Here is a 14830-nt window from a genome sequence, read left to right as displayed (position 1 = left end):
TGGAGGAGGCTCCTCACGGGGTGAAGCTGTTCCTGAAAACCGCAAGGGAGCTTTATTTATCCGGTGACCGGAACCGCTAATGTACAAATTTTGCATAGAGTATTAGCTTATCTCGCTAAACTAACGGATTACTAGAGTTCAATGCATGAGGCAGTTATCTTCAACCAAACACACATACAAATTCTTTATTTTAATGTAGTTTTAAAATAGAGTTTATTACTATTTAAAACTGAAGGGGTGTCTTTTCTTATGGGATACATAATGGAATTAAGAAAGTTAGTCGGTTCGAGACCACTTATAATGACAGGAGCCTGCGTTCTATTGTGCAGTAATCAACGTTTATTATTACAACGTCGAACTGATAATGGTTTGTGGGCATTACCTGGTGGCTCGATGGAACCTGGGGAAACTTTAGAAGAAGTTGCAAAACGGGAGCTTTTTGAGGAAACAGGATTAGAAGCCAGGAGTCTTGAATTGTTTCACATGTTCTCTGGAAAAGAACTGTACTATAAGTATCCTCATGGCGATGAAGTATACAATGTTGTGTCCGCTTACGTATGTAGTGACTTTGCTGGGGTTCTTAAAGAAGATGGAATTGAAGTGCAAGAATTACGTTTTTTTAACTATGGAGAAATCCCTGTCGAGTTGTCTCCTCCAGACAAACCAGTAATTAAAAAATTCCTTGAACGAGTCGTTAAATAGACAAGACGTTACTAAATTAACGGAAACTAGAGTTCAACATTGACCATGGGAACGGTTGACAGCCTATTAAGCTATCGGGCAGTTTAACGCAAAACAGGAGGCTATCGTAACTTAGCAGCCGTTCCGTAAGGGTAGTTGAAATAGTTTAGAATTGTGTGGAGGTCAGACAGACGTAATAATAGAAAAGAAGGAAACAAAGTTACCCAAAACAAAGGGAGGCAGGAGAAAGTGTCGAACATGGACAAGGAGAAACAGGCTCTGGAGAAAGCGAAAACGGTGTATGAAACAGGCGAGATCATAAAGACGAAAGTGTACAAGGTCAGCCCGGACCAGAAAGAAGAACTCGATCGACTGTCAGCTGAGAGGCTCGAAAAGTTACGCGAGGAGGCAATGCCGAAGATCCGCGAGCGGTACGAGCAGTTGGTCAAGCTCCGGCAGCAACAGCCGAAGGACGACGATGGTGGCAAGCCTCCGGGGGGATTTCGCTAACGGGTGACGAGAGAGATATTTGTTTTATTAAAGGAGATATACTTTTGGGTATAGCATATAGGTTAGGATACGTGGCTATGGTGGTATGGTTATTCTATGTGCTTTATGCCATACAACACGTGGACGCATGGAATGATGACGGTCGGGCTACAATCGGTGTTTTTATTGGTTTTGTCGGATTGATTTTATTCCCCGTCTATTTTGTTCTTGTTTATCTTTTTGGAAAAGTAGTACGGGCGGGAAAACATCACTAAGCTAAACGGGTACAAGAGCTTAATAAGTAACAAGGACGAGGCTGCCGCGAAACGAACCGGATAGCCTCGTTAAGCTTGGGCGTTTAAAGCGGTAACACTAGGATGGAATGAGAGGTGAGTCGCTGTGATTATTGAATTTGCAAAGGAATCGGATTACGAGTATATAATCAAACGTGACCATCATATTTTGGAAAAATTGATTGTGACGAAAATAGAGAAAAATGAAATATACATCATACGTGAACAGAAAAACATGAACATAGGATGGATGAGATATGGTTACTTTTGGGATAACACCCCTTTTATGAATATGATATGGGTCGATAAGCAGTATCGAGGCAAAGGTGTAGGAAAGCAAGTTGTTCTTTTTTGGGAGAATCAGATGAAACAAGTGGGCAGTAAACTAGTTATGACCTCTACTCAAGTGAATGAAGAAGCACAGCATTTTTACAGGAGTTTAGGATACAAGGATGCCGGATGTTTTTTGTTGGAGGATGAGCCTTTGGAAATTATACTGGTAAAACGTTTATTGAACTAAAGGAGTACGATAGTGAAATTGAGCAGACTGCCACGGCGGTCTGTTTTGTCATTGAACCTTCCTGTAGGGCTTAAGAAATGACCTTTGCCAAAAAAGAAGCGCCTCGGTATGATGGGGTTGTCCACGGCTTCGAAACCGAATACCATCAAGGAGGCGCTTTTACTATGAAGTTTAAGCAATCTGACGGACAAAATCAACGAATAGAAAGAATTACTACATCTCACTTAGTAGTTGGCATCGACATCGCGAAGGAATTCCATGTTGCACAGGCGACAAATTTTCGTGGGATTGTTCTTAGCACGCGTCATCTCAAGCTTTCTAACACCAGGGAAGGATTTGAACTTTTCGGCCGATGGTTTAACGACCTACAGCGGAAGCACCAGTTAAACAACATCATCATCGGCATGGAGCCAACCGGCCACTACTGGTTTAATCTAGCGAATTGGCTGGTCGAACAGGGGATAAGCGTTGCGGTGGTAAATCCTGTTACTACCAAGCGAAACAAGGAGAATCGCGACAATAGCCCATCCAAAAGCGATCCAAAAGACGCACTCGTCATCGCGGATGTTGTCAGCCGAGGGTACTACTCCGAGTACACCAAGCAAGCTCATATTTTCCAGAGGTTACGCACCCTGATGAGCGACCGGGAGTTCTGGGTAACCAACAGTGTCCGCCTGCAAAATCGGATCATCCGCTGGTTGGATATCCGGTTTCCTGAATATACCTCTGTGTTTTCGGATTGGACATGCAAGCGATCCATGGCGTCACTTTGTGAATTTCCTGTCCCTTCGGACCTTCAGGGCAAGACCGCTGAAGATGTTATTCAAAGCTGGAGGAAGCACATGCAGCGAGCTGGAGGATCAACAGGTTTGACCAAAGCCGCTCTTCTCATTTCATACGCCAGTAGGAGTGTTGGAGAAACGGCTGCTATCGACGAAGCCAAGCAAGATCTACGGCGGCTGCATGAAGAGTATTGTCGAATCGGTAAGATCCTAGAGGAAATTGAACAAGAAATTTTGGCATTGCTAGGTAAGATGCCAGTGGCTCAACAACTCCGTTCTATTAAAGGTCTTGGCCCTATTTTCGTCGCGGCTATTTTGTCAGGGGCTGGTGATCTGAAACAGTACGCTCATGGACGCCAGTTGCTGAGAAGGGCTGGTCTGAACTTGGCTGAAAGTATGTCCGGTAAACGAAAGGGACAGATCGTGCTCTCGAAACGTGGAGATGCTACTTTGCGAAAGTATATGTATCTAGCAACACTCCGGTTAATCGGTAGTAATCCTTTTTTTCGTAAATGGCATGAACATAACGTACAAGTAAAACACATGAAAGGGTATCGTTCCGTCTATAAATTAATTGGGAAACTGGCACGCATGATCATTGGCCTCGTACAACGGGGAGAATCATTTTCTCCTGAGAAACAGCCATTCTCCATGAAGGTGTAGCCTAAAACTGGATTAAATACCATCGTACGTAGGTTGGCCCATTCGCAGGATAACAAAGAAAGCACGGAGTACCGAATACCCGTTACTTAAGGGCACAGACCCATACATTGAACACGATCGGCCTCCACCCCTTGGGCAGGTATAACGAAGGAAGGCAAGGGCATAGACCCGTTGAGATCTGGGAGGGTGAACCCCCGAGGGCAGTATGGAGAATACGTGCAGTAAATGGAATAATGAGGAAGTTATGATCTGATCCTCTGTTTACGCATGCCTTCATGTTCTATTCGGTGGGTCACATCTGTAATTATACCGTCATGTCCGTTTTTAAGGGGGTATAATCCTGCGAATGAGCGAGCATATGTGAGAAAAACCCTTAAAACCGAGGGAAGTAACGGGCAGCATAGCACAGCAAAAGAATTGAAATGAGAAAGCAGTAAATGAACTTTTGTTTAGCTTAATCTGTCTAAATTTGGGGATAAAGTATTTTTTTAATGGAAAATACAATGCCAATTATTTACTTCTAAGGGGAAATTTAAATTTGAAAAAAATTAAGCTTTTACTTTTTTTGAAGGAACCCACGACTACAGAAGAATTCTACCAAATGCTGAAAGCGTTTAAGGAAAAGGACTCTAACGGCAATCAAAAGGCGGATGAAATTCCCTTGGTCGGTGCTTCCGTGGGTGCGGTTAGTCAGAAAAACCAAATTGATATTTTTCTTATGAATGCGTTTATTTATGACGATGGAGATAAGCGCTTTCTTCTTAACAATGATAAAATTGATGTAGCCTACAATAAGCCAGAATGGAAGAATGGTCTTCAATATATTCGAAAGCTCTATAAGGAGGGTCTAATTGACTCACAATCCTTTACTCAAGATCGCAATAATTTGAAAAAGATTGCCGAAAACCCTGATCTTGCAATTGCAGGAGCGATTCCGGCACATTCTCCGTCCGATATGACAATTGTGGAAGGAAGCAGCGGCAGGTGGCTGGATTATCAACCGATTGCCTCGATCAAAGGACCTACTGGGATTCAAAAGGCTACTTGGCTTCCTTATGATAAATCTCGTCTGGGACATTTTGTAATGACCAGTACGAACAAATATCCGGAAGCCACGATGCGCTGGGGCGATTTCATGTATGATTTTGAAGCCAATTTACACACGAACTTTGGTAACGAAGGCTCTGCTTGGGAATGGGCTAATCCAGGGGATGTAGGCCGAGATGGTCAACCCGCGAAGTACCGTCTGTTGGTCCCGTTTGGTCGCTTACAGAATCAATCCTGGTCCCAGTCTGGACTTATTTATAAGACAGACAAAGACTGGTTCGCTGGTCAAGCGGTTATCAAGCAACCCGATAAGGAGAAAATGTTCTATGACGTGACCAAGCAGAAGTATGACCCTTACAAACCAGATATTAGCCAGATCATGCCACCGTTGTATTTCCCTCCAGCTGATGCTAAACAGATCGCTGAACTGGATAAAACGATCAACGATTATGTAAAGTCGATGATTGCACGGTTCGTTACGGGTGATGCTGATCTGGATAAGGAATGGGATACTTATGTGAAAACTTTGGATGGAATGAATCTCAAAAAGTATGTAGAAATTTATCAAAGAAGCTACGATGCTCAAAAAGCGACCACCACCAAATAAAATTAGAGGAGTTATGACAATGGAGTATGTACATTTAGGTAAAACAGGTCTGAAGATTTCGCAAATAGGCCTGGGATGTTGGAATTTTGGGAGCAGTAATCCACCATGGGGCAAGCCAGGTAAGGTTGAAGCAAGCGACGCCATTGAAATCATCCATCAAGCTATTGATAAGGGAATCAACTTCTTTGATACAGCAAATCGCTATACAGGCGGCGACGCGGAGGAAATTCTGGGTAAAGCGATTAAAGGACGTCGTGATGAGCTGATCATCGCTACCAAAGTGCATGGTCCCTTGGGACCCGGGCCCAATGAAAGCGGGCAATCGCGTTACCATATTATGCGCGAGGTAGAAAGAAGCCTACGCCGTATGAACGTCGATTATATCGATTTGTATCAAGCTCATGGTGTCGATTATAACACCCCTTTGGAGGAATCGCTGCGTGCTTATGACGATCTGATTCGCCAAGGTAAAGTCCGCTATATCGGCTGCTCCAATTTCCCAGCATGGGTATTGGCCAAGGCTTTATGGGTTAGCGATGTCAATAAAATATCGAGCTATGTCTCCGTACAGCCTAGTTACAGCTTAGCCAACCGTTCCGTAGAAAAGGAACTGCAACCACTATGCGTCGATCAAGGCATAGGGATGGTCTTGTTCAGCCCGATGGGCGGCGGTATTCTTACAGGCAATATGAAGAGACTGTTCCTGAGAATAGTCGGGGATCGATTGAACCGCTTGTTGTAGAAAAAGCGAAGAAGCTTCAAGAGGGAGTTAATGTCTTGAAGGGGATTGCGCTGGAGATTGGTAAGTCAACTGCCCAAGTCTGCTTGAACTGGGTCATCAATCGTCCTGCTGTTTCATCCGCGATCATGGGCGTCAGCAAAGTGTCCCAGCTTGAAGATAATGTGGGAGCGGTCGGCTGGAAGCTATCAGCAGAGCATGTGAAGCAATTGGATGAAGCCTTCCCCGTCTAGGAGGAATGCTTGATCGTGCGGAAGCATGCAGGACGAAGATTAAAGGAGCTTGCCATAGGCAAGCTCCTTTAATCTTCGTGTAGCTCGACGCCACGCCAAGGGTTTCATGGCTACATTTCCTCCGGCAAGAGCAACGTTGTGACGATGTCGAAAGCGAGAGTTGCATCGGTTATTACCCAGACAGTTACGCCGTTCGCGCAATTGTACACCGACATAATGCGCCCACCATGTGCAAGTGCATTGACGTTTTCTAATCGATCTTCCTCTGATAAATCCCCCCCATTTGGCTTGTCCGTGAGCGTTCAAAGCAAGTAAACCTTAATGATAAAACAAAATGTATACTGAGTATAAATTTTGTGTTCTATATTTTATTTAATTATTGCAATGTATCCCTCAAAAAATTATAATAAAACGGAACACTACACTAGGCACACGTCTTTTTTAAACTTAAAAAAGATAGTGACTGAAACCAGCGAGTGTATTCCCCCGAATGATTTTAAAGTATTATTCGAGCAGGGAAACGGGACTCACACCAAAGGGAATCAAAGTATCGCATTGATTCGAAGTTGTCAAAGCCCTAATTACAGCTTTTAAGCGTTAGTAATTAGACTGGTGAGCACAACACGACATTCGTCGCAAAATAGGATTACGCTACCCGTGTGTCCTGTATACCACCTATAAAACTAGAAGCTGATTCATTCTCTTTCCTTGAGGATGCAATCGGCTTTTTTGTTTTAAAAACAGATGTATCCCCCTAAAAAAATGCTCATTTCCTTCGGCGATCCGAATGAAGTGGGCTTTTTTTATAAAAAAAACCAAAAACAGAGGAGGATGTTACTATGAGTAGCATCGAAAAAAGAATCCAATTTTCACAGGAACAGAAAAGTATGATTTGGTCGAATATTATAGCTCCCAAAAATGGCACGAGTGAGGAAGCGATATATTTTGTTGAAGTTTGCGAAATGTTCGGTTTAAACCCGTTGCTAAAAGAAATTGCATTCATGAAAAAGGAAACTAAGTCGGGCAGCGGGATTTACAATGTTATTTTTCTTACGACCAGGGATGGATATTTATCTGTTGCTCGTCGTGACAATAATTTTGTGGGTTCTCCTAATTCGGCTGTTGTCAAAGAAGGCGATGAGTTTGGCTTTGATTCGGTAAGTGGTATACCCCAACATCGATTCGGAACTAAACGCGGGGCAATATTGGGAGCATGGGCTGTTATTAAACATAAACAGTATGATCCTGTATCCGTATTTGTGGATTTTAACGAATACTCAACGGCAAATGACTCTTCCGGTGTTTGGAAAAAGAACCCTTCCGCAATGATACAGAAGATCGCTGAAGTTTTTGTGTTGCGCAGGCAATTTCCACTTTCCGGACTCTATACCGCAGAAGAGTTTGGTAATGATGAAGTGATGGATGGGGCATTATCGAATACAAATCCCAAATCCAACTTCGAAGAAAATAATAATGAAAAGCCAGCCGCTAACACAACTCCAGAGGCTCCAGCAATAGCTCGGGAAGTAATTGATGTGTCAACGACAAGTAATTCAACGACTAGTAATGTGTCAAAACCAACAAACGAGCCGCAAAATGAAAGCAAGAGCTTCGTGGAGCCGAAGGTAGTAGAGGAAACGAAAAAAGCAGTGGTAGCAGAAGAGGAGAAGAAAGATCTTCTTGTTTCTGATATCCAGCCAATCCCTGCAGCAAGCATTCAAGAAGTGGCAACTGATCCTAATCCAATTAAGAAATTGGAGAACGGTGAACTCTACAAAATAGTAAACAAGATGTTATCAAAACATCCACGCACTAGCGGGGATATGCTGAAATTAGAACTTTTGCAAGTTTCCAACGGTTCTACGATAAAAGTTATTGCCAATAAACAGGAACTTGTAGATGTGCTGGAAAAAGCAGCAATCAACTCCATTTGGACAATAGTTATCGAGGAGAACCTGGGATTCAAATTCGTACAAGAGGTAGCAGCATGATATCTGCCGCCTTTTTGAATGGAGATGCACTTATATTAGTGCTCTCCCACCTTTCGGGAAACGGACGGCAGCTGGTTCAGATTGATTCAATTAAATCCGAAATTATCGTTACGCATAGGTGTGGAAAAAGCCATATTGCCCATGAGTGCTCTTGTGTAAAGCAAGCTGTCAGCTGCTTTCGCGAATGGCGGTGGTGGGTTAAACATAACGAAATAATAATTTTAGTGAATGAGGACATTACCCTTCAAGTGGACTGGGAACAAATCCCTGTACCAAATAGTTTATTGGACATTATTACGACTATTGCACTTGATGGGGGGATTTATTCATGGCACTAAATATTATTGATATTGCCGATCAACACGGTCTTATAAAGAACCGTGGATCACGTTCGTCTCGCCCAAGCGCTGAGGTGCTTTATAAATGCCCTTTTTGCCAAGAAGATAGCAAACCAGCAAAGATGAAGCGGTTTTATTTGTCATTAAATGAGGATAAACAGTGCTTTAAATGTTGGTTCTGCTTAGAACGCGGCGGCGTGTTCCGGTTTATATCTTTACTGGAAGGCGTATCCGAGCAGGAAATAGCTGTGAGGTATTCCAATCCAAACAAAAAAATACTGCATCCCGCCGAAAAACTCACCCGTACACAAAAACGGTTGATGGGAATGGAGCGGGAACCTAATTGGGATGCGATGAAGAAACGGGACCAGGAGTACTACCTGAGAACGTTGGATCTGGTATGGAAAGAATGGGAACGCTTCGTTGAAAGCCAGCGAACAGATTCTTATTTTTATTTGTTGATTGGCATTCATTCCATGAAATACCAGGAATATATCGAGGCAATTGCACGAAGGGAAAAAGAGCTAGGAGTTTCAATTGTTAAGGAAATTCTCGAAGCCTTCTCCCAAACCGACAAACCTGATTGGGCAGCAAAACAAGATTACTTTTTCTCTTCCTATACAAGCAAGTCATCAGAAATAGGAGATTCTTCGGATACGACCTATGATGTTGGTGCATAGAGGCGAAATCATAACAGATATATACAAATAGCTTTCATACACCCTTATAGGGGGTCCGTAACAGCTACCCTATCTATAGGGGCTGTTGAAAGGAGAAACAGATATGCAAATTAGAAGCGAAGATAGCCCTACAGAGTCCCAACTTTGCGAACTCAATGACAATCAAATTGACCTTCTTTGGCAAGAATTTGGCGATGTTCCAATTAATGACCTCGATGAAATTGAGGGCCGTTTCTTAAACTGGGTCGCAGGTACTAATCGATTTGTTATCTGGAAATGGTTTGACCAAAATCATTCAAAGGGAGTCGCCTATTTAACAGGAAAATAAAAATATCTTTCTAATCCCATGTGGGGGATCAAATCATCGACTCCCCCACAATTGGGAGTTGAAAAGGAGAATTTATATGTTGATAAAATTAAACACTTTATTTTCAGGTATTATCCAACTCTTTAGTTCGTTATTCATATTCAAATCGGAGCTTGATCGTTTAGCTGCGGAAAATGAAGGACTTAGGTCACTGATTAAGAATCAAAAAGAATATTACAAGGATTACACTAAGATGTTACAGGAGTCCTTGAAGGAAGAAAGATTCGAAAATTTAAAATTGGTTGACCAATTAGAAGCGGCTCATACAAGCCTTGAAGTTGAAAAGGGAAGATATTATTTCCTTGCTCAAGACTTCAATCTTTTAGAGAAGCAAATCAGATTGGTAGAAAATATGTATGCCACAAAATCAAACTTAAATCAATATAAGAGGATCCAGAAGAAAAATAATTCTGACTGGATTGTACAACGGATAAATGATGAAACAACCATTCTGAATCAATTCAAGGTTTTAATGTGCTCCAAAACATTTATAGGCGATTGGGTTGTCTATTATTTGGATTACGGGCACATAAGAACCGAAAGAATCAGTCAGCGGGTTGGCTTGACGACCTATCTTAGCCTAAATACTCTTTTGAGTAGGTGCCAGGATGCGGAACAAATAAAAAAAATAGGCAAGAGGGATTAACGTCATGGCTGATCTCATCTTACACCCTAATTCAATAGGGGGAATCAACTCCCCTGTTGGTATCGTGGGGAGTAAGGGGGCAACATCATGATATTTTCATTCTCCCGATTATCACTGTTCGAAAAATGTCCGTTTCGTTTCCATTGCAAGTATGTGTTGAAAATGGAAGAGGGAACGACAAAACCCTTAGCACTAGGTAAAGCCGTGCATAAGGCTATCGAGAGCATGATATCGGGATCAGATCTAGAGGAAGCCATTTTGGATGGGTGGATCGAGGCAGAGATGCATAGCGGTGTAACCCATGACGAAATCAGCCAACTTGTGAAAAAGGCACCTATCTATGCTGGTATTGGAGAAGTGGAAACGCATTTCACTTTACCATTATCCGGAGATCCTGATGCCCCTTTGATTCAGGGATACATCGACTTAATCCAGGGGAATAACATCATAGATTGGAAAACGAACTGGAAACCCTATGCTATAGAAGCAACCAAGCAATTGGCTTTATACGCATGGGCTTTCATGAAGTTAAAAGGTGGATCATCCGTCCATGGAAACCTGTATTACTTGCGGTTTCCCTATATTACGGAACGTAGAATGTACAATCGGGTTATAAACCAAATCGAAGCAGACCAGGCAAGGCAATGGGCTTTAAAGCTTGCAATTGAAGTGGAGGAACGTATAGCGCTAAGCGAAGCATTTCCTGAAGAAAGGTTGTCCTTTTTTCCTTCCATCCCTTCAACTGAATGCAAGCACTGTCCCTTTGCCGTGGAATGCTACAAACAAACCAGGAGGGTGTAGATATGAATAATGTAACGGAAAATGTAATTGCTGAAATGGAAGCCCTTGAGATGGCGAATGAGTTGCTTAAACTCTCTGCAGCATTCGATGCCATCAATGACAAGTTGAAGGCATACGTCAAGGTTCATGGCGAACTTCAAGTCGGAGGCGGTATCTTTTGTTTTACAGAGAGCACCTCATGGGAAATGTCACCAGCGACAAAGAAAGAGTTATTCGTAGCTCTAGCTTGTGATGGTGTCAATCCGTACCAGTATGCAGCTATTCCAGCAAGTGACCTAAAAAAATTAGGTTATGATGAACAAGCGATGCTCAATTTAGGAGCAACCAAAAAAAACAATTCGCCGCGGTTTGGGTTTAAAAAGGCTAAACTGTGAAGATTGGTTTATGAATAAATCGCCATAAAATTTATTATACCGCCCTCCACTAGGGCAAGAAAAAACAGTGGCACGAACGCATGTGCCGCTGTGGCACTTGTCCGTTCGTGGAGAGGGGAACATATGGACTATTTTGATCTTATTTTGCAAGTTGTTGGTGTTATCGTATCTGTAATGATGGCAGGTACTCTAATTTGGTGTTACTTCGACATTAAACGTGAACGAAGGGAAGAAAACCAAACTGAATTAGAAGTAATGGCTGCTGAACTAATTCGTACAAAAAGGCAATCTGACGCAAAAGCAAAGGTGGTTTATATCTATGATGATTCTAAAACAATACGATAATAGCTGTAGCCGCCTAGTTGTAGTGGTTGGAAAGCTAGTCTATACAGAGCATCACTAGTAACCAGCAAATAATAGAAAGATAATTCTAAACGCAAGGTGAATTTTTGAAATGTAAATAAAAAATAGAGAATAAAGGAGGGTAGCCCTCTGGCGAGATACAAACGTCAGAGGGTTCCCCCTTTGTGTATGTGCTCCCGTCAAGGCGAAACCTATGATGTATAACCAAATAAATAAAAATGTAATCAGGGGAGTTAAAGAAACCTTTTACAAGACGTGTGATGCAAGTAAACTTTCTAACAAGGATCTGCTCATTTTGGTTTTAGAGCCGCTGTTAAAGGACAAGTCAATATCCATGACTGTAGACGAAATTCTGCAAAAAGGGATGTATGAATTGGCGGATCTTTCTGAGTTTGAAATTTCCACCTTGTTTGGTCTGACTGAAGTCCAAAGCTTTCACTTGATGGCTGTTTTTGAATTGGCAAAAAGGTTCGGAAGCCAAGGCAGCGGAGAAATCGTAACAATTAGAACACCGGAAAATATTGCAGTTATGGCATCAGACTTAAAGTATGCAGACCGTGAACATTTTGTCGTCTTTTATTTGGACACTAAAAACCATGTAATTGGTCGGGAAACGATCTCAACAGGATCTCTTAATGCTGGTATCGTTCATCCTCGCGAGGTATTCAAGCGGGCGATTCGAAGGAGTGCAGCAAGCATTATTGCTGTCCATAACCATCCAAGTGGAGATCCAACTGCCAGCAAGGAAGATGTTGAAATAACACACAGGCTATGTGAAGCTGGAGAACTTATCGGGATCTCGCTTCTAGATCACATTATCATTGGTCATATGGGTTACGAGAGCTTAAAAGAAAAGGGTCATTTAATACATTGACTATTAGATCTGGATTAAATTTAAACGTTTACTAACATAAAATAATAATTCATATAGGGGGGAGCCCTTCTACAATGCTCCCTTCAAGTTTAGATCTACTATTAATGATATTTGAAAGGGCATTTATTTAGACAAGATTGACAAGCTGTTAGTTAAAATTTTTGGGTTAAATTCAAATAAACCTTTGGAAAGTTTAGTCCTCCAGAGGTATATTCTTTTATTCGTGTCTTAATGACCTACCGTAACTAATAAGACCCTATGAAAAAGGTCAACCAGAAATATCTGGCTAACCTTATATTACGAACGGGTACGATAGTTCAATGCCAGAAGGGCTGCCTCGTGGTAGCCCTTCGATCAGCTAACTGGCAGGATACTTCAATAAATGTTGGTGTTGGATATACAAGTTTATATCAACAAGATGGGACAAGCTAATTGGCTTTATTACTGTGATACAATGATAAGTAATTTTGTAGTGGTGGTACCTATGTTATAATGATAATGTTAGTGAACTGTGTTCTATTTGCCTAATAAATATTGCGCGAAACAGTATCACAAAAGATATGGAAATGTACAATTGAAGTCGAGGGCGATTTCTCGATTCATGAATACAAATGGAGGTGTCAGGCTTGGAGAGAAATGATGATTTAAAGAAGCTGATTAAGTTAACCGGAGAGCGGGCAAAACTTGATGCTAAAGCAAATGGAACTTATGTGGTTTATAAAGATATATCGGGCAAATTAGTGAAGGAGTATGCAGATGGTATAAAGGAAGATTTACCTGTTGAGAATCAAGAATATGTCTGAATCTAAAAAAGCGACGATGTTTGTTTTTGCTGGAAACAATGGCAGTGGAAAAAGTACTATACGCAATTTAATCATTGATCGAATAGGGATTAGTGTAAATATTGATCCAGATGCTTTGGCCCGGCGCATTAGTCCATTACAGCCCGAAATTGCTAGGGTTTCAGCTGGAAAGGAAGCAATCCGCTTAGCTCGAGACTGTATACGAAATCATCGAGATTTCTCGATTGAAACTACTTTGTCCGGCGGATATGCGGTACGACTTATGCAAGAAGCAAGAGCGAAACATTTTGAAATCACCATGTTTTATGTAGGTCTGGGCGATCCGAATTTAAATATTGAACGGGTTGCGAATCGGGTTCGAAATGGAGGACATCATATTTCTTCCAAGGATATATTACATCGACACCATTCATCCATTCAGAATCTGCTCAAGCATATGGATTTGGTGAATGACTTACTCGTCATAGACAACAGTGCTTTAAATGGGGAGATTATTCTTGAGGCCGATAACGGCAGGTTAAGATACCAAACCAACTTATTACCAGATTGGGTTCTGCCAATTCTAAGCCAACTAGATCATCGATAACTTGAATCATCCTATGTTATAGGTAGGTATGGATCGGGTTATTTCTTTATTATTTAGAAAAAAGCGATCCAAGAATTATGATAAGGAACAAAATAATTTTGTGAAGGGAGCCATGAGCCATTATTTCCAAAGAGATTTCCTGTACAGAAGGGAAATGAGCATAGCTTACAAACTACCAACATGAAGATAAAAAAAGACAATATCAGAAGAATCATATATCGGTCGCGTAACAGCGAACTAAACAGATATGTTCTTGTCCTCCGACAATACGACAAATGTCGGAAGACACAAACATTCTCCTATATAAGCTCCTTATTTCAAGGTGTTTTTTTAGTTATCGGATCAAGTTTATGTCGTTACCCCGCGACGTAAACATGATCCGTTTTTAATGTCGCTCGGGAGACAAGAACATTGTCCGACGCGGAGTTCAACTACGTTAATTTCAATAGGTTACGTCTTGTCCTAACGCGAAGAAACTTACAAGAGTTTCGAACGACGAGAAATAGTTCTAAGATCCTACGCACTTCTTTCAAAAGGCTGGTAGCACATATTAGTATAGTAGATACAGATGGATTTGGGGCGAGAACACCTCTACTGAATCAATTAGAAAAAAAAGGTATTGCCTCTGAGGCATATCCACGTTTTTATAAACGATTTCCCACTGGGACCATATGGTGTATATTAATCGGGGTCAAGAATTTAGCCTTAGATAAATCAACAATTAAAGCATTAAACCATCTTGGATATGAAGGATCGTTGTGCCGAATGAAAGCGATTCACCATTCACTGCCAAGTGTATATGCGACCAAAGAAGCTCTTGATAAGTTCCGAAACATGCCGACTTTGTTCCTCCAGTACAAAATGTCCCCCGCATAGAAAACAAGTTTGGATATGTATTAATTCTCTGCTAAAGGCATAAGCCCCTTCCAATGTAAAGATAAAATCGTTTTTAC

18 protein-coding genes are annotated in these 14830 nt (G+C 41.6%); all 18 read left to right on the top strand.

Annotation, left to right across the window (positions count from 1 at the left end; translation table 11 throughout):
• The first annotated feature begins 249 nt into the window (after nucleotides 1-249).
• A complete protein-coding gene (locus tag G9U52_RS38220) occupies nucleotides 250-702 on the top strand; it encodes an NUDIX hydrolase (RefSeq protein WP_166158533.1) in 453 nt (150 codons plus the stop codon).
• Nucleotides 703-939: 237 nt separating this feature from the next.
• On the top strand, nucleotides 940-1191 hold the full coding sequence (locus tag G9U52_RS38215; RefSeq protein WP_166158530.1) for a hypothetical protein: 252 nt from the start codon (nucleotides 940-942) through the stop codon (nucleotides 1189-1191).
• Nucleotides 1192-1569: 378 nt separating this feature from the next.
• Nucleotides 1570-1983 carry a GNAT family N-acetyltransferase gene (locus tag G9U52_RS38210; RefSeq protein ID WP_166158527.1) on the top strand — a complete coding sequence of 138 codons (414 nt, stop codon included), beginning with the start codon at nucleotides 1570-1572 and terminating at the stop codon, nucleotides 1981-1983.
• Nucleotides 1984-2147: 164 nt separating this feature from the next.
• On the top strand, nucleotides 2148-3428 hold the full coding sequence (locus tag G9U52_RS38205; RefSeq protein ID WP_166158524.1) for an IS110 family RNA-guided transposase: 1281 nt from the start codon (nucleotides 2148-2150) through the stop codon (nucleotides 3426-3428).
• A gap of 538 nt (nucleotides 3429-3966) precedes the next feature.
• Nucleotides 3967-5082 carry a type 2 periplasmic-binding domain-containing protein gene (locus tag G9U52_RS38200; RefSeq protein ID WP_166158521.1) on the top strand — a complete coding sequence of 372 codons (1116 nt, stop codon included), beginning with the start codon at nucleotides 3967-3969 and terminating at the stop codon, nucleotides 5080-5082.
• A 19-nt stretch (nucleotides 5083-5101) separates the two neighbouring features.
• Nucleotides 5102-5824 (top strand): aldo/keto reductase, encoded by a 723-nt coding sequence (locus G9U52_RS38195; RefSeq protein ID WP_166158518.1) that lies wholly within the window; start codon nucleotides 5102-5104, stop codon nucleotides 5822-5824.
• Complete coding sequence (locus G9U52_RS42215; protein WP_512699220.1) at nucleotides 5806-6054, top strand: aldo/keto reductase; 249 nt, start codon at nucleotides 5806-5808, stop codon at nucleotides 6052-6054. The genes G9U52_RS38195 and G9U52_RS42215 overlap by 19 nt, the downstream gene beginning before the upstream one ends.
• An 839-nt stretch (nucleotides 6055-6893) precedes the next feature.
• Nucleotides 6894-8045 (top strand): RecT family recombinase, encoded by a 1152-nt coding sequence (locus G9U52_RS38185; RefSeq protein WP_166158515.1) that lies wholly within the window; start codon nucleotides 6894-6896, stop codon nucleotides 8043-8045.
• Nucleotides 8042-8383, top strand: coding sequence for a hypothetical protein (locus G9U52_RS38180; RefSeq protein WP_166158512.1), 342 nt, complete (start codon nucleotides 8042-8044; stop codon nucleotides 8381-8383). The genes G9U52_RS38185 and G9U52_RS38180 overlap by 4 nt, the downstream gene beginning before the upstream one ends.
• Nucleotides 8374-9063, top strand: a complete 690-nt coding sequence (locus tag G9U52_RS38175) for a hypothetical protein (RefSeq protein WP_166158509.1) — start codon at nucleotides 8374-8376, stop codon at nucleotides 9061-9063. Before G9U52_RS38180 ends, G9U52_RS38175 begins: the two co-directional genes overlap by 10 nt.
• A gap of 103 nt (nucleotides 9064-9166) precedes the next feature.
• Nucleotides 9167-9391 (top strand): hypothetical protein, encoded by a 225-nt coding sequence (locus tag G9U52_RS38170; protein ID WP_166158485.1) that lies wholly within the window; start codon nucleotides 9167-9169, stop codon nucleotides 9389-9391.
• A 76-nt stretch (nucleotides 9392-9467) separates the two neighbouring features.
• Nucleotides 9468-10076 carry a hypothetical protein gene (locus G9U52_RS38165; protein ID WP_166158506.1) on the top strand — a complete coding sequence of 203 codons (609 nt, stop codon included), beginning with the start codon at nucleotides 9468-9470 and terminating at the stop codon, nucleotides 10074-10076.
• An 87-nt stretch (nucleotides 10077-10163) separates the two neighbouring features.
• Nucleotides 10164-10877 (top strand): PD-(D/E)XK nuclease family protein, encoded by a 714-nt coding sequence (locus G9U52_RS38160; RefSeq protein ID WP_166158503.1) that lies wholly within the window; start codon nucleotides 10164-10166, stop codon nucleotides 10875-10877.
• Between the two features lie 2 nt (nucleotides 10878-10879).
• A complete protein-coding gene (locus tag G9U52_RS38155; RefSeq protein WP_166158500.1) occupies nucleotides 10880-11251 on the top strand; it encodes a hypothetical protein in 372 nt (123 codons plus the stop codon).
• Between the two features lie 123 nt (nucleotides 11252-11374).
• Nucleotides 11375-11596 (top strand): hypothetical protein, encoded by a 222-nt coding sequence (locus G9U52_RS38150; RefSeq protein WP_166158497.1) that lies wholly within the window; start codon nucleotides 11375-11377, stop codon nucleotides 11594-11596.
• 211 nt (nucleotides 11597-11807) lie between these two features.
• The gene (gene radC, locus G9U52_RS38145) at nucleotides 11808-12488 is read left to right on the top strand and encodes a RadC family protein (RefSeq protein WP_166158494.1); all 681 of its coding nucleotides are present in this window, start codon (nucleotides 11808-11810) and stop codon (nucleotides 12486-12488) included.
• Between the two features lie 626 nt (nucleotides 12489-13114).
• Nucleotides 13115-13291, top strand: coding sequence for a hypothetical protein (locus tag G9U52_RS38140; protein ID WP_207953470.1), 177 nt, complete (start codon nucleotides 13115-13117; stop codon nucleotides 13289-13291).
• Entirely contained in the window at nucleotides 13284-13877 is a 594-nt protein-coding gene (locus G9U52_RS38135; protein ID WP_166158536.1) for an ATPase, read from the top strand. Before G9U52_RS38140 ends, G9U52_RS38135 begins: the two co-directional genes overlap by 8 nt.
• Nucleotides 13878-14830: the final 953 nt, after the last annotated feature.

This window comes from Paenibacillus agricola (assembly GCF_011440305.1).
Lineage (GTDB): Bacteria > Bacillota > Bacilli > Paenibacillales > NBRC-103111 > Paenibacillus_S > Paenibacillus_S agricola.
Note: the sequence above shows the minus strand (reverse complement) of the source record. Positions and strands in the feature narration are given on the sequence as shown.